At 29.7% G+C, this 19,089-nt stretch carries 18 protein-coding genes and 1 riboswitch; of the genes, 3 read left to right on the plus strand and 15 right to left on the minus strand.

The annotated features are described in order from the left end of the window. Positions 1 to 303: 303 nt before the first annotated feature. From J3477_RS05900 to J3477_RS05930, 7 genes are all read right to left on the minus strand, one after another. The gene (locus J3477_RS05900) at positions 304 to 1,164 is read right to left on the minus strand and encodes a DegV family protein (RefSeq protein WP_206868706.1); all 861 of its coding nucleotides are present in this window, start codon (positions 1,162 to 1,164) and stop codon (positions 304 to 306) included. Positions 1,165 to 1,294: 130 nt separating this feature from the next. Then, entirely contained in the window at positions 1,295 to 3,616 is a 2,322-nt protein-coding gene (locus J3477_RS05905) for a VIT and vWA domain-containing protein (RefSeq protein ID WP_206868707.1), read from the minus strand. 342 nt (positions 3,617 to 3,958) lie between these two features. Continuing rightward, on the minus strand, positions 3,959 to 4,951 hold the full coding sequence (locus J3477_RS05910; RefSeq protein WP_206868708.1) for a DUF4003 family protein: 993 nt from the start codon (positions 4,949 to 4,951) through the stop codon (positions 3,959 to 3,961). A gap of 373 nt (positions 4,952 to 5,324) precedes the next feature. After that, positions 5,325 to 5,876: a GNAT family N-acetyltransferase gene (locus J3477_RS05915; protein ID WP_206868709.1), complete on the minus strand. Its 552-nt coding sequence runs from the start codon at positions 5,874 to 5,876 to the stop codon at positions 5,325 to 5,327. Positions 5,877 to 5,888: 12 nt separating this feature from the next. Further along, positions 5,889 to 6,785 (minus strand): DUF2156 domain-containing protein, encoded by an 897-nt coding sequence (locus J3477_RS05920; RefSeq protein ID WP_228731216.1) that lies wholly within the window; start codon positions 6,783 to 6,785, stop codon positions 5,889 to 5,891. A 70-nt stretch (positions 6,786 to 6,855) separates the two neighbouring features. After that, positions 6,856 to 7,842, minus strand: coding sequence for a Gfo/Idh/MocA family protein (locus J3477_RS05925; RefSeq protein WP_206868710.1), 987 nt, complete (start codon positions 7,840 to 7,842; stop codon positions 6,856 to 6,858). 111 nt (positions 7,843 to 7,953) lie between these two features. Continuing rightward, positions 7,954 to 8,934, minus strand: a complete 981-nt coding sequence (locus tag J3477_RS05930; RefSeq protein ID WP_206868711.1) for a ribonuclease Z — start codon at positions 8,932 to 8,934, stop codon at positions 7,954 to 7,956. A gap of 309 nt (positions 8,935 to 9,243) precedes the next feature. On the opposite strand from J3477_RS05930, the gene J3477_RS05935 reads away from it, so the two are divergent. Together J3477_RS05935 and rpsD are read left to right on the plus strand one after the other, a co-directional pair. Further along, positions 9,244 to 9,684 carry a tellurite resistance TerB family protein gene (locus tag J3477_RS05935; protein ID WP_206868712.1) on the plus strand — a complete coding sequence of 147 codons (441 nt, stop codon included), beginning with the start codon at positions 9,244 to 9,246 and terminating at the stop codon, positions 9,682 to 9,684. A gap of 316 nt (positions 9,685 to 10,000) precedes the next feature. Next, positions 10,001 to 10,579 carry a 30S ribosomal protein S4 gene (gene rpsD, locus J3477_RS05940; protein WP_206868714.1) on the plus strand — a complete coding sequence of 193 codons (579 nt, stop codon included), beginning with the start codon at positions 10,001 to 10,003 and terminating at the stop codon, positions 10,577 to 10,579. A gap of 113 nt (positions 10,580 to 10,692) precedes the next feature. On the opposite strand, the gene J3477_RS05945 is transcribed toward rpsD, so the two are convergent. The 4 genes from J3477_RS05945 to J3477_RS05960 all read right to left on the minus strand — a co-directional run bounded on the left by J3477_RS05945 (position 10,693) and on the right by J3477_RS05960 (position 15,530). Next, positions 10,693 to 12,057 carry an APC family permease gene (locus J3477_RS05945; RefSeq protein ID WP_206868715.1) on the minus strand — a complete coding sequence of 455 codons (1,365 nt, stop codon included), beginning with the start codon at positions 12,055 to 12,057 and terminating at the stop codon, positions 10,693 to 10,695. 396 nt (positions 12,058 to 12,453) lie between these two features. Then, positions 12,454 to 13,914: an MFS transporter gene (locus J3477_RS05950; protein ID WP_206868716.1), complete on the minus strand. Its 1,461-nt coding sequence runs from the start codon at positions 13,912 to 13,914 to the stop codon at positions 12,454 to 12,456. Then, positions 13,898 to 14,371: a MarR family winged helix-turn-helix transcriptional regulator gene (locus tag J3477_RS05955; protein ID WP_206868717.1), complete on the minus strand. Its 474-nt coding sequence runs from the start codon at positions 14,369 to 14,371 to the stop codon at positions 13,898 to 13,900. The genes J3477_RS05950 and J3477_RS05955 overlap by 17 nt, the downstream gene beginning before the upstream one ends. Positions 14,372 to 14,708: 337 nt before the next feature. Further along, a complete protein-coding gene (locus tag J3477_RS05960) occupies positions 14,709 to 15,530 on the minus strand; it encodes a YdcF family protein (RefSeq protein WP_206868718.1) in 822 nt (273 codons plus the stop codon). 280 nt (positions 15,531 to 15,810) lie between these two features. Beyond that, positions 15,811 to 15,912: riboswitch (THF riboswitch) on the plus strand. A gap of 67 nt (positions 15,913 to 15,979) precedes the next feature. Here J3477_RS05960 and J3477_RS05965 point away from each other — a divergent pair. Next, the gene (locus J3477_RS05965; RefSeq protein ID WP_206868719.1) at positions 15,980 to 16,483 is read left to right on the plus strand and encodes a folate family ECF transporter S component; all 504 of its coding nucleotides are present in this window, start codon (positions 15,980 to 15,982) and stop codon (positions 16,481 to 16,483) included. Between the two features lie 72 nt (positions 16,484 to 16,555). On the opposite strand, the gene J3477_RS05970 is transcribed toward J3477_RS05965, so the two are convergent. From J3477_RS05970 to J3477_RS05985, 4 genes are all read right to left on the minus strand, one after another. Continuing rightward, complete coding sequence (locus tag J3477_RS05970) at positions 16,556 to 17,431, minus strand: DMT family transporter (protein ID WP_206868720.1); 876 nt, start codon at positions 17,429 to 17,431, stop codon at positions 16,556 to 16,558. A 30-nt stretch (positions 17,432 to 17,461) separates the two neighbouring features. Then, positions 17,462 to 17,929: a chemotaxis protein CheX gene (locus tag J3477_RS05975; RefSeq protein WP_206868721.1), complete on the minus strand. Its 468-nt coding sequence runs from the start codon at positions 17,927 to 17,929 to the stop codon at positions 17,462 to 17,464. A 429-nt stretch (positions 17,930 to 18,358) separates the two neighbouring features. Further along, a complete protein-coding gene (locus J3477_RS05980; RefSeq protein WP_206868723.1) occupies positions 18,359 to 18,823 on the minus strand; it encodes a chemotaxis protein CheX in 465 nt (154 codons plus the stop codon). Continuing rightward, positions 18,805 to 19,053, minus strand: coding sequence for a hypothetical protein (locus J3477_RS05985; RefSeq protein ID WP_206868724.1), 249 nt, complete (start codon positions 19,051 to 19,053; stop codon positions 18,805 to 18,807). The genes J3477_RS05980 and J3477_RS05985 overlap by 19 nt, the downstream gene beginning before the upstream one ends. Positions 19,054 to 19,089: the final 36 nt, after the last annotated feature.

The raw sequence follows: 19,089 nt of genomic DNA on the forward strand, positions 1-19,089 counted from the left end.
CTTTGTTATTTTTTTAACCTACTTTCCGTCAAATTTTAATCCTTTTTAGAAAATTTTCATAAATTAAGTTTCTATAGTATAGATCAACCACTTCATAAGTAAATTTTTATTTTCAAATTCTCCTCTCAGAACCTAGAGAGGCTTTGAAAATAGTTTTTGGAATGAAGTGCTTCATCTTTATATAAAAATGTACCATTTCGCTCCGAACTCTATTTTAAATTATTTCACGTCTTCAGTTGAAATAATTTAAAATAGAAGTTTATTACAAAATGGTACATATATATTGTTTTTATTTAAATTAATTTATCTAAGAGGATTCTTTGTGTAATAAGCTAAACCTACAGTTGCTGGGCCTACATGTAATCCTATAACTGGCCCTATATCACATAATTGTACTTTTGTTTTTACTATTTCCTCTATGGTTTTTGCTAGTTCTTTTCCTTCTATCTCTGAATTTATATGATGCACAACTACTTCACCTAAATTATTTTTATCTATATCTTTCCTAAAAGCTTCAACAATTGTGTCTATAGCTCTCTTCTTTGTCCTTACTTTCGCGAATATTGAAGTTTTTCCATTCTCAACAGTAAGTATAGGACGTATCTTAAGGAAAGCTCCTATTAGTGCAGATGCTCCACCTATTCTTCCACCTTTTTTTAGATAATCTAACGTATTAGGAACAAATAAAAATCTACTTCTTTGTTTCATTTTTTCCACTTCGTCTACAATATCCTCAATTGATTTTCCTTCATGAGAAGCTTTTGCAGCTGCAAGTACAGCATATCCCATCTGCATGCAATTTGACTCTGAATCAAGGATCTCTATTTTACCATCAGGATATTTGTCCAATATCATTTCTTTCACAAGATTTGCACTTGAATATGTACCACTCATTTCAGATGACAAAAATATCCCAACTATTGAGTTTTTCTTCAAAATTTCTTTTTCAAATATTTTATAAAGATCTTCCAAGCCAGGTTGAGAAGATGTTGGTATTTCATTAGATATTAATATTTCTTCATAAAAAGCGGCCCTATCCATAGTAGTTTCATTATAACTTTGACCTTGAAATATTACATTTAATGGACATACAGAAATATCATATTTTTTAATCAAGTCCTCCGGTATATATGAGGTACTGTCTGTTATTATTTTTATACTCAAGATTATTACCTCCAGTAAGATTCTTTGTCTAAAATTATACTCTTTTATATAAATTAATACAAATAATTCCTACTACTATATAATTTATAAATGCTTGTAAAAGATAACTTTTACAAGCATTTATAGAATCTTATATCAACTTTAATATAGCATATTTGGCCACATCTCTTATATCTTCTTTTAAATTGTATTGTATATTTTCAAACAACTGCTCACTATCAATAGCTTCTGAGGTTATAAAGCTTATTGCAATTTCAGTAATTATATCAAATCTATTAAGTTTCATTAGTCCCTCTAATGCAGCATATTCGTTATATTTAATTACTTCTTTGATTACATTCACAGCTTCAACTATATCTTGTTCTGTCTTTGATCTAAGTAATCCTTTTTTCTCAACAGCCTTGAATGTACTTAATGTTAGCATACAAAGATTCTCATCCAATAACTCTTCAACATCAGTTAAGGTTCTAGCTACATACTTTATGCCTTTATCTATCTGCTTGTTATAAAGATTTAAATCTTCCTTACCTAGCCCAAAAGCAATCAATGATAAACATGTATTTTCTATCCTGTCATATAAAGTACTTTCCTCTGAATTATCAAATGACCCTTCTGCAAATTGATTCCTAGCAATAAGTTTTAATAATTGATCTCTGGAAACTTCTTTCTTTGCTTCAACTTTAGGTCTACTTTTATTCAACTTTTCAGAGGTATTATAAAGGAAACGCGGCGAATCTATGAAATATCCACTTGCAAAATCTTTCAAAGCTTCCTCAGAAACTATAAGCGGAACTGTCTTTCTAATTATTGCTCCCAAAACTGGTTCTTGGAAACTTTCCACCATAAGAAGTTCTGTTTCTTCACTTAATATTCCGCTCTCTTTAGATATTTCTATTATCTTGTTCCTCATTGACTCAGCAATTTCTCCACGCTCGCCTCTCATTCTCTCACTTATAGATTCTATACGCATTCTACTCCAAGCTTTTCTTATAAGATCTACGTTTTCTTCTAAGTCAAAAGAATCCATATTTATAGTAACACTATAATCCTCTTCTCCAACCTTTCCTATTATGCTTATATCACCTTCAATAGCTCCCTTAACCAGTGCGAATATGGAGAACTGTTCTCTATCGTAAAGATACTCAATACTTCTTGGATAAGTTCTTAAAACCTCTAAATTTCCCCAGTCAATTTTTAACACATCTATCTGAGGACTATTTATTCTGCTAAATTGTCTTACTACCAAATCTTCAATTTTTTCATCATAATAAATGAATTCTGGCTTTCCATAACCTATCTCAGCAATTTTGTTTATAAAATAACTATTTACGGATGTGTCCATACCAAATGGGAATATTCTGTTATCACCAATGTTTTCTTTTACATAATTTAAGATTATATCTTCTTCTTCATCCTCCACATTATCATCTGTAAATAACAAAATCGTAGAATCACCTTGCTTATTTTTCTCATTTAAAGCTATCTTTAAAGCTTCGATCAGGTTTTCTTCCTCGCTGCTTGGTGAAAGCGAATTAATAAATTCACTAGCTTTTCTTAAGTTTTCTTGAGTATATAGCACCTTCCCTTGCTCTGAAAAAATTAAAATTTCCTCATCAAAAGCTATAATGTTAAAGGTATCATTGTCATCTAGATTTCTTAAACAAAGCTGAAGAGCATTCTTTCCTTGTTCTAGCTTTTCTCCCATCATAGAGTTTGATTTATCTAAAATGAACATATAATTATTTCCACTATCATTTAGCTCTTCATCAAGTTTTGGGAAAATATTTAAGTAAAGTATTGATTCTTCTTTCTCTTCATCAACGGTATAATACATGCCACTTGCTTCTATAGGACATTTTTCTGTTAGATCAAGTATAAAATCTCTATCTAATAACTCTCCATCCTCAAGAGTTATCTTGCATAAAGTCTCATCTTCTCTCTCTATATTTATTTTATGTGAAGACGATTCTATAAGCATCTCCCCCATGGACTTAACTATGATACTGAAATAAAACTTATTAGGTATTAATCCATTGGTTATTATTTTAGGAAGCACTAAGCTATATCCATCATCCTCATATGGCATATGATCCATATAAGATACCTTTATTTTTACTAGCTCGCTAGGTAATATATCTTTTATGGTTAGTTTATATAAATTATTCTCATAACTCTCTAATTTGAGTGGGTTAATCCCATCCTGAAGTACATCACTATAAATCTTCTCTACATCAGCTTTTCCTTCAACCACAGACTCTAAAATCCTATCTCCTATTCTAACTTCTAATCCAGTTAACACACCGGTTTCTGTCATTGGAAAAGCGTATTCTCCATCTATTGTTTTTCCAGTATTATTTTTAAATGATTGAGATAATGTGAACTCTACAAATTCACCGCATATATGACCATTAATACTCAATCTTTCTACTGTTACATCACTTAAGCTCATCATCTCGTTGCCTCCTACATCCTTCTATATTCTCTATCTTTATGATAGTTATATTTGCTTACATTAATAACTAATCTACATTTAACTCCATTACGGTGATTAATCATAACTTAAAAGTTATCTTTATTTTGCTCACCATATTTTTCTAGTCTTTTTTAAATTTTATTTCTAATCTTCATAATTGTAAAGAGTTTTTTTAATATTCTTAAAATAATAGTTTAGACAAAATCACTTAAATAGATTCTTATTAAGTAGAATTTTTTATAATTTTTCATTTACAGTAAAAGGAGCCTAGTTTATTTAATCTACGCTCCTTCAAAATATTCTTTAAATATAGTGTTATATTTAGCTAGATGCTGCTGATGCACTGGCTACGGCTGCGCAAGCTGCAGCAGTTGCTGCTTGCTGTTGAGCTATCAATATAGCATGTATACTATTTCCTACTGATAATTGTAAAACACCATTCTTTATATTATCTATATAGTGGCTAGCTACTATACTTGCTGCAATCATAGTTCTATTTGATGTATCTAAACTCCAAAATCCATATCCGTCTACAGAATGTATATAATCATAAACCTCTTTTATTTCAGAAACTAATGTATCAACATCAATAGACAATAATGCAAGGAGCCCTAAGGTTGCTAACGCGTCATACCTAAGCTTACATTTTTCACCTTTTAGTTTTTTATATAAAGCTACAGTTCTCCTGCAATTCTCTTCTACGTCACCTTCACTTAAGGCTAGTATATGAGATAATGTCTGTAACGAATTCCCTTTATAAAATCCATCTTTACTCAATACATCATAATAATTTTCTACTTTATTTAAAGTCTCTTCAATATTAAAATCTGTTGTTGCTAATATTGCAGCGTAAACATAGTCATCAGACGATGTTATCCAAAAGTGATTTTTCTTCATTCCATCGTAAAATCTCGCCATTCTTTCAATGCTTTTGTTCCACTGAGTTTTCTCAGAACTAGAGGCTATTGCATAAGCTGCCATAGGTAGATATGGACTACTTCTAAAACCACTACGTTTCATATGTTCATATACATCTTGAACATTACTGAACGAATCAGCATAATTTTCCTCACCCGATAATAAGTTCACAAAAATCAATTCATTTGTACCTCTAAAATATGATACCCAGCTAGTATGTGTCTTTATATAATCTCTTATCCTTAATAAAGTTTCCATCTCAGACTTTCTATTATCTATAGCTTGTGACATTGCTATGAAGTGCTTAACTAAGTTAGCTTCCCATCTAAATCCATGTTTTAATTTATGAAAATTATCGATCATTAAGTTAGTTCTATCTGCAATTAACGAATTCATAACGCCCTCCATATTAAACAGTAATTAATAACTCTTTATATAATATAGTAATACATATTATCCTATATGTAAATAATCTTTTTGTTAAGATTTCATATATTTTTGTTAACATTGATAATAACTAATCAGTACCCATAGAAGGTTTAATTAATGGCTATATTTAAGAGTATTGTTGAAATTAAATGGTTATAAAGGAGATGCTATATGAGCGAGCTATCAGAATTAATAAATATTTTTAGTTTTTTCTGTACTCTATCTATATACACCCATTAGCTCTTTTATTCCATCTAATAACATCATGACTAAAAGATATATGAAAAAAACACTGAATTTATCAACAGTATATTAACAAATTCAGTGCCTATTTCTTATATTAAATTTTATTTATCTCTATCCACTCATCTTTTAATAAACCGTATAGATACATAGAATATCTTTTGTAATCTCTTAGTATAAACTCTCTATATTCTCCCTCTCTCTTAAACCCAACAGATTCATACAATTTTATAGCACTAGTATTGTAAGCCAACACATTTAGTTGTATTCTATGAAAATTAAGTTCTGCAAATCCAAACTCTATTAAAAGCCTTATAGATTCTTTTCCAAGACCTTTATTCCTATATTTTGTATTTCCTATACCTATAAACAGTGTTGCTACTCTATTACTCCATATTATATCATCAAAACCTATCACACCAATTATCTCATTAGAAGAAACATCCCTCACAGCAAATATCATTCGCTCCTGTGTTCCTTTAAATTCTTCAAATACTTCACGAACCTCTTTTTCTCCCATTGGGATAGAAGGAATCATATCATAATATCTCAAAAAATCCGAATCATCATACCATGAATTAATGTAAGTAAAATCTTCATCTTTAATCGAATCGAGCTTTACATTTTCCCCTTTAAGTAGCACTTTCATAAGATAGCACCTTTATATATTAACTATATATTTCCTTTCAAGTCTTATTGGTTGATAAGCTAGCTTTGCTTTCCTAAGTCCTGCAATACCTCTATCTTCTTCTCTATTTATATATTTTATATTACATAAATATTCATTTACAAAAGATCTATTTATAAAAGCATATATTCCTTGATAATCTATATTCCCTTTTTCGATGTGTATTATTGCCATATCATCATTTACTATCTCACCAATAGTAAATCCAGCAATATCATCATCAACATATACAGCTATACCTATAGCATTTAAGGATTCAAGATTTTCTAGTACCTCTTTAACTCCTTGTTCTTCTATCACTAACTGCTCATCTAATTGATCTTTTTCTATATTCCACTTTGTTTCAAAGGCTATGCAATCTTCTAATACCTTCTCTTCCCTTATATCTCTTATCTCATATCTATAACTTTTTACAAATTGATTATATTTGTTTTTTTTGCTATGAAGCTTTTTTCCTGATAAGGTAGCTAGCTTTTCAGTTTCATATATATAATCAAAATTATCCTCATCTTCTTCTATAATGAGCTCTTCACCATATAATTCTTTTAACTTAATTAGAAAGTTCTCCTCAATATCTCTAAAAAGAGTCTTAATATTAGAATCTTCTTTCTTTATATTTATTAATTCATTTATTATAGACCTCAGATTGTCATTTGTATAACCAATTGGCTCCATAAAATATGTGCCTGTATGGTTTTCAGTCTTTTTTATGATTAAAGCTCCATCGAAAAATCCAAATTCAACCTTAAACAAATTTTTCCACAAATATAAAGTCAAATATGAATATTCATAAGTTGAAAACTTATAATTCTTTAAATATTTTTGAAATATATCCTTATCACTAAGCTCTAATGTTTTGAACTGTATCATTGGTATCCTCCTCTGATGTCTACATAACACCATGATTGTCTTAAAAATACTAATTATTCTATACTATATCTTAAATTTCGTCTGATTTACCATAGGATATACCCCATTGTCTCCTAGTTTCATCCATTATACTCATAACATCCTTAGAAAGCTCTAAGCTATTTAAATCATCAGCCTTATTCAAACTTAAAATACTATCATTCATATCTTCTACTTCATATAATAGTGCTTTATTCTTATCACCGCAACTTATCTTCTCTACAGTTCCATTTAGATATGTTATGATAGCTTCATCAGCTCTTGGATAATCCTCGACTGTTATATATGCTAGGTCACCTGCTATAACTGCTCTCTTAGGTAACTTAGCTCTCATGGTCAACGTAACTACAGCCATCTCATCCTTCGAATTTTTTAAAATTATCCCTGATTGTTCATCTACACCAGTCTCAAATTTCTTAACGGTTGTCATAATCTCATCAGGCTGTGCTGACAGGAACAATCTTGTAAGAGATAACGCATAACTTCCAATATCAAACAAGGCCCCTCCAGCCAATTCCTTATTAAAAAATCTATTTGTAATATCATATTCCTTACAGCTTCCAAATGAAACATTAATCATCTTTAATTGACCAATTGTGCCTTCGTTTATTAAGCCTTTTAATTTTTTAAATAATGGCATATGATATATGGTCATAGCTTCTGCTACAACTAGATTTTTCTCCTTTGCCAAAGAAATAATGTTGTCCAACTGATTTCCATTAAGTACTATTGCCTTCTCACAAAGTACATGTTTATTATATTGTAAAGCCATCATGATATATTCATAATGATTGCTATGTGGAGTAGATATATAAACTACATCTATAGCTTCATCCTTTAACATCTCTTCATAATTTCCATATGCCTTGCTTATTCCATATTGATTAGCAAAGGCTTCGGCTCTATCATAGGAACGAGAACCTACTGCATATACTTCTCCATTAACTTCCTTTATTGCTGCAGCAAAATCCTTTGCAATAAGCCCTGGTCCTAATATAGCCCATTTTAAACTCTTCATAAATACACCGCCTAAACAATTACTAATTATAATCTACTATAATTATACAACCTAGTTCGCTATTTTAACAAATATAATTTGGCGGATTCTCCTCATAAATAGCTTATAGCTTCAATTTCCTTTAAAGTTTATTGTTTTTACTGCTCCATCATAAGCCAATGATGAATTTTTAAAAATATTTGCAGCATTCTCAATATATTCTCCTGGATTCATCATAGCAGGGCTATAATGAGTTATAATAAGTTCATCAACATTAGCTTCTTTGGCAATAGTTGCACTTTCTCTAAAGGTCATATGTTTATTTTTCATAGCTTTTTCTATGTCCTCATCAGCTCCATAAGTACCTTCACATACGAATAAATCACTACCTTCAACAAATCCTCTTATACTTTCTATTGGTCTTGTATCTGTTATATAGCTTATCTTCATCCCTTTCCTCTCTTCTGCTAAAACCATAGATGGTGTGTATGTCTTTCCTTCAAAATCTTGAAGCTCATTTTTTTGTAATTTACTCCATAATACTTTAGGGACTTGATTTTCAATTGCTTTCTCTACATCAAACTTAGGAGATCTTTTAATACAAAAACTATAGCCAATACACGGACTGGAATGATCCAGTTCTGATGTGCTTATTTCTAGTTGCGCTTTAAGCTGTTGTTCTTCTTTTGCTGATGTATTTTTATCATTTTGAAACAGAACTGCTTTATCCTTTTCAAAATCTACTAGTATAGAGTCTTTAGGGTTCTCAATTATAAAAACTTCAAAAGCTAAATAAGGTATAACTACTTTTAATCCATCCATAACCTCGTATAGACCTATAGGTCCTATTATATATATAGGTTCTTCTCTACCACTATTACTTATTGTTGCTAAAAGTCCTGGCAATCCAAGTATATGGTCTCCATGAAAATGAGTTATACAAATTATATCTATTGATTTAAATCCCCATCCCAACTTTCTCATCGATACCTGAGTTCCTTCACCACAATCAATAAGTATCTTTCTGCCATTATATTTTAGCAACATTGAAGCTAGAAAACGTTCAGGCATAGGCATAGTTCCACCACATCCTAAAAATGCTAAATCTAACATTTTAATCACCTCACATATTTTATTCTTTATCTTTACTGATAAAGGTGAAACACTTCAATTGAGTCGTATATACCAGATTTTTCATTTATAATCTCTAAAATACGCTCGTTTAATTCCAGGCATATATTTACAAGTATTGTGTTAAGTTGTACTATTAAAGTAAGAATTTTAAGAATTATATAATAACAATATTAAATATAAGCATATAATTATAATTATACAATTATTTTTATATATTCACGTAAAACAATATAATTGCTATTAAGTTTTTAATAAATATATAAATCATTTAATTTGGGAGGTACTATAATGTTTTTAAACGAATTATCCAAAAAAGAATCAATACTATTTATTAACCTAGTTAAGAATCTAGCAAATGTAGACAAAGTATTTTCAGAAAAAGAAGAACAGCTAATATTAGAATATTTAGAAGAGCTTTCTTTAAATAGCTCAGAGGTGGACTCATTATCCTTTGATGAAACCATAAAAGCTTTAACTTCTTCTACTTCAAGAATTCAAAATATAATATATTTTGAATTAGTTGGACTTGCCCTAGTAGATGGCTTGTATTCAGCAGAAGAAACTGCTTTTTTATCTAAGGTAGCTGATGCTTTTAATGTTAATGAAGCTAAACAAACTTCTTTCCTTAACTTTTTTAAGGATATAAAAGATTTATATGAAATAACTGTTATTGATTATGAAAGCAAAATTTCTGAGTTAAAGGTTAGAATATCAGAACTATTAGTTTAATAAAAAATTCACTGAAGCGATTTTCTTCAGTGAATTTTTTTGCGCATCTGCCTTTCAGAATGTATATGAGGAAACTTACAGGCGAATAAGTTTTATTTTTTTATTCTTTTACCTTATATTTCATTTTAAACCCGTTACGCATTCATAACTACAGAAATTATTAAATTTAAAATACATAAAGAATAAAAAATTCCATAAAAGGAATACAAAAGATAATGAATCTCATTTACATTTCTTTTTAACTATGATATAATTTTTCTTGGCTGTCTGGTATAAAGTTTGAAACCGCGAAAATATATTTTATTGGAGGATTCAAATGGCAAGATCAATGGGACCAAGATTTAAAGTTGCAAGACGACTTGGTGTAAATGTATTTAATCACCCTAAAGCATTAAATAGAGGGATTAAGAAACAAAAGTTATCCGAATACGGAGAACAACTTTTAGAAAAGCAAAAACTAAAGGCATATTATGGTGTCCTAGAAAAACAGTTTAGAAGATATGTTTTTGAAGCAATGAGTTCAAAAGAAAAATCTGAAGTAGTTCTAATTCAAAGATTAGAACTGAGATTAGATAATATAGTCTATAGAATGGGCTTCGGTTCAACCTTAAGACAATCAAGACAAATGGTAACTCATGGACACATAAGGGTCAACGGTCAAAAAGTAGACATCCCTTCTTATAAGCTAAAAGTAGGTGACGTAATTTCACTTAAAGAAGCTTCAAAGAAGACTGAAATGTTTGTTGAAAACTTTAATTCTATATTACCTACTGTAAATTATATAGAAAAGGATATTGAATCCTTAAGTGGTACTATAAAAAACATGCCAAACATAGAAGACATCCCTGTAGACGTAAAATTCCCAAAGATAATAGAATTTTACTCAAAGAACTAATTATGTGTGTTAATTATTCTGATTTTTTATAAAATCAGACTTTTATAAATTTAGATTAATGAATAAATTAAGCTATACTTAAATCACAATTTAAGTATAGCTTTTATTTTTTATTAGTCTATTGAATTTACTTTTTTTCTTTTAATATACAGATATACCGGAATTCCTATGAGAGTTATACAAACCCCATATAGAGCATTATATTTATCAGTTATCATTGTACTTATTATAATATATACTCCCCCAACTATTCCTATTAGAGGAATAATTGGATACAATGGAACTGAATATTCTCTTTTCATGTCTTTATACCTTGTTCTTAATATAAATATACCTGCTACTGTCATTACAAAGAATATCCACATTACGAAAACAGCTAAGTTTGTAAGCGTATCGAAAGATCCTGAAATTACATATAATATAGCCAAAAATACTTCAAATATAAATGCATTCATTGGTGTACTAAATCTCTCATCAACTTTACCGAAGAATTTTGAAAAAGGCATTAATTTTTCCTGAGCCATAGCATATGGAATTCTAACTCCAGTCATCAAATAACCATTAAGAGCTCCAAAAATAGATATCATTATACCACCTGCAATTAAAGCAGCTCCATTACTTCCAAACAGTATTACTGATGCATCAGATGCTGGCTTGTTAGATGCAATTATATCCCCTAACGGCATAATTTTTAACAACGCTATATTCACTAAAATATATACAGCAATAATTATAGTAAGGCCTATAATTATTGATCTAGGCAGGTCTCGTTTAGGTTTCTTTAGTTCACCAGCCATATTACCAACACTTATCCATCCGTCATATGCCCATAAAGTCCCTAAGATAGCTGCACCAAAGCCAGCTAACCCTGAGCTTCCACCTTTTACTACATTTAAATTTATAAAATTATGCTCTCCACCATTTATCAGACCAAATGCTATTATTACTACAATAGGAATAAGTTTAGCAAGTGTAGCAATAAATTGAACCTTACTACCTAGTTTTGTAGATAGTACATTAATAGTCATAATAAATAATATAATAAAGATTCCAAGTATCTTTTGCCCTGTTTTAGATAAGTCTATAAAATATGTAGCTTGTGTTGCAAAAACGATAGATAAGGCAGCTACTACTCCTGGTACGTATATAACAGTTTGAACCCATCCAAATAAAAAAGCCCACTGTTCCCCATATAGCTCTTTCAAATAAGCAAACACTCCTCCAGTTTTAGGGATTGCTGCCGCTATTTCTGCTACAGTTAAAGCAGATGCCATTGTTATGATACCACCAGCTATCCATGCACATATACCTAACAATGAACTTCCTGCATTACCAAAAACTGTTGTTGCTTTAAAGAAAATCCCTGAGCCTATAACTATTCCTATAACCATTGTTATAGCTTCAGGTAACCCTATTTCTTTTTTCAAACTACTTTCGTCTAAATCCATCTTTTTGCTATTATCTTTTGAATTCTTCATAAGCTTCATCCTTTCTGTACATTTTTTCTTTAGGCTATGTTTAAGAATATTGTTGAAATTAATTGGTTCTTTAAACTTTAAAGATACATAGGTATATTCAGTTTTGTAAACCTTTATACTCTTAATATGCGTTATTATTTTTACTTTATTAGATTTACTAAAGTAATGCTATTTATTTATATTTTCACTTTTACATTATATAATTCTATAGACAAAAGCACTCTTAGTCAACTTTCGATAATATATTTATAAAACAATTATGCATACTCACTATATCCGGCTTAACTGCCAAATCCAAAAATATCTTAAAAAATTGAAATATCTAAGTTTATTTAACTTAAAAGTTTTACATTTTCTGATAAAAAAACTGCACCTAATAGGTACAGCTTCATGTTTCTAACTTATTTTTTCAATTATATCTTCAACTCTTTTTTGCGATTTCTTTCTACTATACAATCTCATAGCTGTTAATATTGCACCTATTGCACATATAAGGCTAGCTGCTAAGTATGAGTATCTCATTCCGTATACAAATACATCCTCTCTACCTGGAACAAAGTTAGCAACTTGATATCCAATCTTATAACTCATTCTATTGTATAATAGGGCAGTTGATAAAGAAATTCCAAAGTTCATACCTAGATTTCTAACTAATGCATTAACACTTCCTGCTATACCTAATTTACTCTTAGGAACAGTTGACATTATTAGAGAATTATTAGGCGATTGAAACATTCCATTTCCCATTGATAGTATTGCCATAAATATAATTAAGATTATCATTGAAGAATTTTGATTCAAAGTTGACATTAACATTAATCCAAAGCTTGAAGCTATAAGGCCTATAAAAGTTAATACCTCTGATCCAATCTTATCTGACATATGACCGCTTATTGGAGCTATGAACGCTAATATCAAAGGTGAAACCATCATAAATAGTCCTGTAACTGAAGATGATAGCTTCATAACATCCTGTAGATAAAAAGGCTGAATTATATTAGAACAACTGATGGCAACAAAAGATATAAACCCACAAAAAACACTGAGAGAAAATAGCTTATTCTTAAATATTGAAAGTTCTAACATAGGCTCTTTAACTCTTTTTTCAACATAGATGAAAGCTGTGAATGATATCATAGCTATCAGCAAGCTACCTAAAATAATAGGATTGCCATATCCCAATTGTTGTCCTTTTATAATGGCTACAAACATCATAACAATAGCTATTGTAAATAATGCAGCTCCTTTTAGATCAAGTCTTTCATTTGATATATTCCCCTTAGACTTAGGAAGAATCTTGTATGACATTACAAAGGTTATTAATCCAATAGGGACATTTATTAAGAATATATATTTCCAACTTACTAAATAAACTATGAAGCCACCTAATGGAGGTCCAACCATAGTACCTAAAGCCACTGCTGTACCTGACATCCCCAAAGCTTTTCCTCTTTCATGCGGCGGAAAAACACTTGTTATTATTCCTTGACTTGTTGACATTGTCGCTGAAGCACCAATTGCTTGTATAATTCTAGCCGCTACTAAAAGCCATAATGAATTAGATAACCCACACATTAACGATCCTAAGGTAAACATAATTATTCCAAAACTAAATACCTTAGTTTTACCTTTTATGTCACCCAATCTTCCAAATATAAGAATTATAGATGAAATAGTTATCAAATAGCTTGTTACTACCCACTCAATTGAAGCCATATTAACATTAAGCTTTTTTGACATTACAGGCAGTGCTACATTTACTATGCTACTATCTAAGCATGACATAAAAGTCATAAGTACAACATTAAATAATATAAGCCATCTATTTTTATAGATCCTATCATTTACATTCTCCATTATTTTTGTCCCCCTCTTCTTTACTCATCTTATAGTTTTTTGCATTCTTTAATGCATTATTCAAGAAAGCAATCACTTTATCAACATCTTCCTCATGCGATCCTAAGGAAATTATATCAATCCAGTCTCTGATTTCTTTTTTTATTTCAGGTATGATCTTCCTTGCCTTATCACTCAAAAACAGCCTATAAGCTCTTGAATCTTCTTCATCAACTTCTTTCCTTATGTAATCAAGTTCTATAAGCTTCTTTATAGTTCTAGCAGACATCGCCTTATCAACATTGAGTTTTTTACTTATACAATTTTGACTTATACCTTCATGATTCTCAAGAATCAAAATATACGAATACATTCCGCTAGTAAGATTAAACTTTTCTAATGAAACATCTAACTGAGCTTGGGTAGATCTGTATAACTTATTTACAAGCTTAATTAGACTAGTTCTGCTATCATCCATATGCTTCACCTTCTTCTAAAAACATTTCATATTTTCTTGTATTTGAATCTGCAAATGCGCATTATATTAGTAAACTACATATATAAATATGTACTATTATACTCTTCAATATTCTTTTCAAAACTCTCCTTATTTCTAAATATACTAAACTTAAAATATCTGCCTTATTATAAAATAATTTGTGTATAGATGCGTTACCAAATATTATACTATCACCATATAGTTGACTAGTCAACCATATAGATTAAATTAAAACCACTTTATTGGCTTATTATCTTAACATTAATGTTTCAATAAAATGGTTTGCTAATCTAAATATGTTATTTAATTTTCTGTATTACACTATTTTTCTCATATCTAGATATTTCTTAAGTATTGGTTCAATTCTTAAATATGCTTCAATTATCTCTTCTGGGATATCAACATGTTCTATAAAGTACTTTCCTTTTGGTCCATAACCATATTCGTCATCTTTTAATCTCGGTATTTCCCCCATTATTAGTGATAAGTATCTATCCACCTCCCATATTCCGTCTATATTTGTATTTTCAAATATAATTTTATTATTAAAAAGTTTCACTTTAGGCAAGAATGGAGCATAGTTTATAAATTTCACTTTATCCTCATCACGCCATGCTTTTCTAAAAGACGCATCACTTCTAAGCTGCATTGTAGGATCTTGAAGCAATATAATCGATCCAGCTTCTATATTCAACTCTCTTAACATATCAAAGGCCTTATATGCATTATCTCCACAGTTAGTTGATTGATTTTCTATAATTATATCATTTTCACTTATCCCATATACATTAATAAGAATTTCACATATAATCTCTGCTTCTGCTTTGTCTTTAGTCTCTATAGCTTGATATTTATTATTATTTTTTACATTGTTTATTAAGTAAGAAGTAGAATGACCTATTCCCCCTACTACCATAATTTTATCAGCTATTCCATCCTTAAAAATTTTTTGAGTTACTTCAATAGTATTAGTTATACTATTCCCGAGAAGAAGAATTATATCAGCTTTCTTAATTCCGTACCTGTTATGTAATTCATCACAACTCAACTGATTTATATCTCTTTTGGCTAAAAACATTCCTATCATATTTATATCATTTATGATTTCCTTATTTAGAACATCATTATCTTTAATCATCTTTAACTCTTCCTTTCATCCACCTTTTATTTCTCTTATCTTAAATTACAATTTATAAACATTTATGATTAATTATATAATATACCATTCTCCTTGTATTTATATATAAAAAGCATATAACTAGTACATAGGTAGTTGAATTTCAACACTTATTGTTTTAAAATTTTAATATAGAAGGATTCCTTCCTAATTCAATTTATATTTTTAAGCTCTGATCAAAATCTGGCAGAGCTTCAAAGTAATTTTAGATTAAAAGTTATCCATCTTTAACAGCATATAAGGCAGAGTAGATTATAGTGCGTTAAGTGCCAGTTGGACGGGAAGTTTGCCACTGGACGAAAAATCTTAAGGATTTGCGGTACTATAGTTGCATTCCGCTGCCACATAAAAGAGCATTTATCTCTTAATGTGGTTTATTTGCCATAATTAAAGAGAGGAGGTGCTCTTACTTGAAAAATACAAAAACCCTTGTCTTGTTATCACTTTTCATTACTTTACAAATAATACTTACAAGATTTCTATCAATTCAAACTCCAATATTACGTATTGGCTTCGGATTTATTCCATTGATATTTTCAAGCATATTATTTGGCCCAGTACTAGGTGCAATATGCGCAGCTACTTCAGATATATTAGGGATGCTTATTTTTCCGCAAGGAACTTATTTCCCCGGATTTACCTTAAGTGCTTTTTTATCTGGACTTATCTATGGAATTATTCTTCACAAGAAGAATATATCAATTTTAAGAATATCCATTTCTTCAATTTTTGTTAAATTGATTGTAGATATTGGATTGAATACCTTTTGGCTATCTATTATTACAGGTAAAGCTGTAGCTATACTTTTAATTCCTAGGCTAACCAAAACACTAATAATGATTCCCATAGAAATATTTTTAATTTATGTGTTGTGGAATTACTTAGATTCAGCTATAAAATCAGAAGTAAACTAAAAATCAAGGCATCAGCGAATATTCACTGATGCCTTACTAATATATTGATTTTTCCCATTTCTAACAGGTACATCAGAACTCCTCACTGCTCTGTTGTGAAGTTCCTATCTTTAAATTTATTGCAATCATCCCAATTAAAATTAAAAGCGACCCAATAAGACTATTACCAGTAAGTTTGTCCCCAATAAATATAGAAAATATTGCCCCAAAAACAGGCTCTCCCAAATAAATTATAGCTGCATGAGTTGGATTAGTATATGGCTGCATTTCATTTTGGACCCACATCGCTATAACAGTACAAAGTATTGTTGTTACTAAAAGTGCTATAACCACAGTTTTAGTGAATTCAAAATGTAGCTTTTCAATTCCAATAGCTGGTATAAAACTAAATATCCCAACTATAAATAGTTCTAAAGATGTTAAAAGCCCAGAATCTACTTCTTTTGCATACTTGTCTACAAGTATTATCTGAGCAGCAAAAGCAATTGACCCTAAAAGGGTCAAAAAGTCTCCAAAATTAATTCCTGAGGCTCCTTTTGCAGATAAAATGTAAAGACCCACTAAGGATAGTAAAATACCTATAATTGTCTTTATATCTGGAATCTTCTTATAAATGACTGCCAACATAACTGGCACAAAGACTACATTTAATCCTGTAATAAAAGCAGATTTGCTTGAAGTTGTATATGTAAGCCCAACTACTTGAAATATAATACCTATTAGTAGTGCTACTCCTATTAAAGCTGCTATTTTTAAATCTCTAGGTTTTATAGTTTTAAATTTTTTATGAAAAAAAGCCGTTAAAATTATTGCTCCTAAAGTATATCTTATTGCAATATAACTATACGGAGGAATTGTTTTAAGAGCTACGCTCATTATTGGAAAACTTAGCCCCCAAAAAGCCGTAACCGTTATAAGATATAGATCTGCCTTCATATCTTTTGTCATTATTTTACTCCTAATTGTTAAATAGTAAGATTACTTTTCTTTATAAGAAATATCTAGTTCTAACTTATCTCCATTATCAAAGTTTAATGGAATACTTATTACAACTGAATTCGCCTGACTAATTTCTATATTTGTACCTGTCATTATGATAGGAGGAGTTATATCAATGCTTATATTGTTTGAGTAGAATATTGTCGCTGCATTACCTAGAATCATATTGCACAACTCAGATATAGCACTTTTGGCTATCTCATCTAATTCTTTTACTTCCATACCACCCATCATAGCAGATACAATCTTCAACGCTAAATTTCTATTTAGAGAAATGTTAACACTTCCTTGTATCTGTCCAGTTAGTCCTATAAGTACCACAACAGCATCAACTGAATATGGAATTGTTTTTTTATAGATTTTACCTAAACTAGGATTAAACCCTGTAATTTGATTTATAACATTTTTACTTGCTTCTACGATAGGATTAATATATTCTACTTTCATCTTAAGCACTCCAATCTCTTATGTTATAGGTTATTGAATAAATTATAGCATTTTTATTATTTACATATCAAATTAATTTTATAGATAAACAATATATAAATAATTAGTATAAAAATATGTAATACTGTCAAAACATTTGTCAACTATTTAAATTTTATTTTTTTACTTATCTGCCTTTTCTTGATACATGTAAGATAATTCAGGGAGCTTATATAATCTTCTTTTTTCTTTAGATTTACAATTATCCCCTTCGTATATTCTAGAATTTAGTTTTATTATAATTCCTTAAAGAACAAAAAAATCGTTAAAGCGATCTTGTTTAACGACTTTTTTTGTGCATCTGCCTGATTTAATGTATATGAAGAAAACCTGGCAGATGAATAAGTTTTATTTTTTAATTGCAATTATATATAATACTTTATTTTTCTTTTACAATATTTTATCTAGAGATATATTTACTTCAAAAGGCATATTATTAACAAACATTTCAATACATAATACTTTATTAGAACTTGCTTTAGCTGTGAACTGTCCATACATTAGTGTAGGAGTTGATATATCGATATGAATGCCTTCTCGTTCAAAGCTAATACATGCATTAGCTGTAAGCATATTAGTGAGCTCAGAAATAGCGCTTTGTGCCATTTCGTTTAATTCTGGCACAGGCATTCCCATCATCATAATCTGAGCAATACTTTTTGCTGCATCTATTGTTGTAGTATATATGACGTTACCTTTAACATCGCCTACTATTCCTAAAATAATTATTACTCCAGGACTTTCTACTGAAGCTTCTTTTACCCTCACAGAGCCTTTCCTTATTTCATTAATGCCTAATTGAGGAAATACATTAGAAAATGCATCAAGAAAAGGATTTATATATTTGACATCCATTCTCCATCCTCCTTTTTAAAACCAACATTCATTTTAGCTTTTCTTTTTAATACTTTTTTCGCAATATTTTCTGAGGTCTCATAAGATATATCAAATATTATTCTTCCAGAGTATTTACCTATTATTCCTATTGCAACTGAAATACCTTTGGATATTTGCTCAATAATTTCTCTAATAATAGCTAGAGAAAATGGTGAATCGTCAACTATAACAATTTTTGTTTTCGCCAAAAATAAACACTCCCTATCTAAATAACATATTGTAAA

The organism is Clostridium zeae (genome assembly GCF_017312485.1).
GTDB classification, from domain to species: domain Bacteria; phylum Bacillota; class Clostridia; order Clostridiales; family Clostridiaceae; genus Clostridium_AR; species Clostridium_AR zeae.

Coding starts and splice junctions, on each gene's coding strand:
- J3477_RS05905 (WP_206868707.1), bottom strand. CDS start 3,616: ATGATGAGCTTAAGTGATGTAACAGTAGAAAGATTGAGTATTAATGGT.
- J3477_RS05910 (WP_206868708.1), bottom strand. CDS start 4,951: ATGAATTCGTTAATTGCAGATAGAACTAACTTAATGATCGATAATTTT.
- J3477_RS05915 (WP_206868709.1), bottom strand. CDS start 5,876: ATGAAAGTGCTACTTAAAGGGGAAAATGTAAAGCTCGATTCGATTAAA.
- J3477_RS05920 (WP_228731216.1), bottom strand. CDS start 6,785: ATGATACAGTTCAAAACATTAGAGCTTAGTGATAAGGATATATTTCAA.
- J3477_RS05925 (WP_206868710.1), bottom strand. CDS start 7,842: ATGAAGAGTTTAAAATGGGCTATATTAGGACCAGGGCTTATTGCAAAG.
- J3477_RS05930 (WP_206868711.1), bottom strand. CDS start 8,934: ATGTTAGATTTAGCATTTTTAGGATGTGGTGGAACTATGCCTATGCCT.
- J3477_RS05935 (WP_206868712.1), top strand. CDS start 9,244: ATGTTTTTAAACGAATTATCCAAAAAAGAATCAATACTATTTATTAAC.
- rpsD (WP_206868714.1), top strand. CDS start 10,001: ATGGCAAGATCAATGGGACCAAGATTTAAAGTTGCAAGACGACTTGGT.
- J3477_RS05945 (WP_206868715.1), bottom strand. CDS start 12,057: ATGAAGAATTCAAAAGATAATAGCAAAAAGATGGATTTAGACGAAAGT.
- J3477_RS05950 (WP_206868716.1), bottom strand. CDS start 13,914: ATGGAGAATGTAAATGATAGGATCTATAAAAATAGATGGCTTATATTA.
- J3477_RS05955 (WP_206868717.1), bottom strand. CDS start 14,371: ATGGATGATAGCAGAACTAGTCTAATTAAGCTTGTAAATAAGTTATAC.
- J3477_RS05960 (WP_206868718.1), bottom strand. CDS start 15,530: ATGATTAAAGATAATGATGTTCTAAATAAGGAAATCATAAATGATATA.
- J3477_RS05970 (WP_206868720.1), bottom strand. CDS start 17,431: ATGACAAAAGATATGAAGGCAGATCTATATCTTATAACGGTTACGGCT.
- J3477_RS05975 (WP_206868721.1), bottom strand. CDS start 17,929: ATGAAAGTAGAATATATTAATCCTATCGTAGAAGCAAGTAAAAATGTT.
- J3477_RS05980 (WP_206868723.1), bottom strand. CDS start 18,823: ATGGATGTCAAATATATAAATCCTTTTCTTGATGCATTTTCTAATGTA.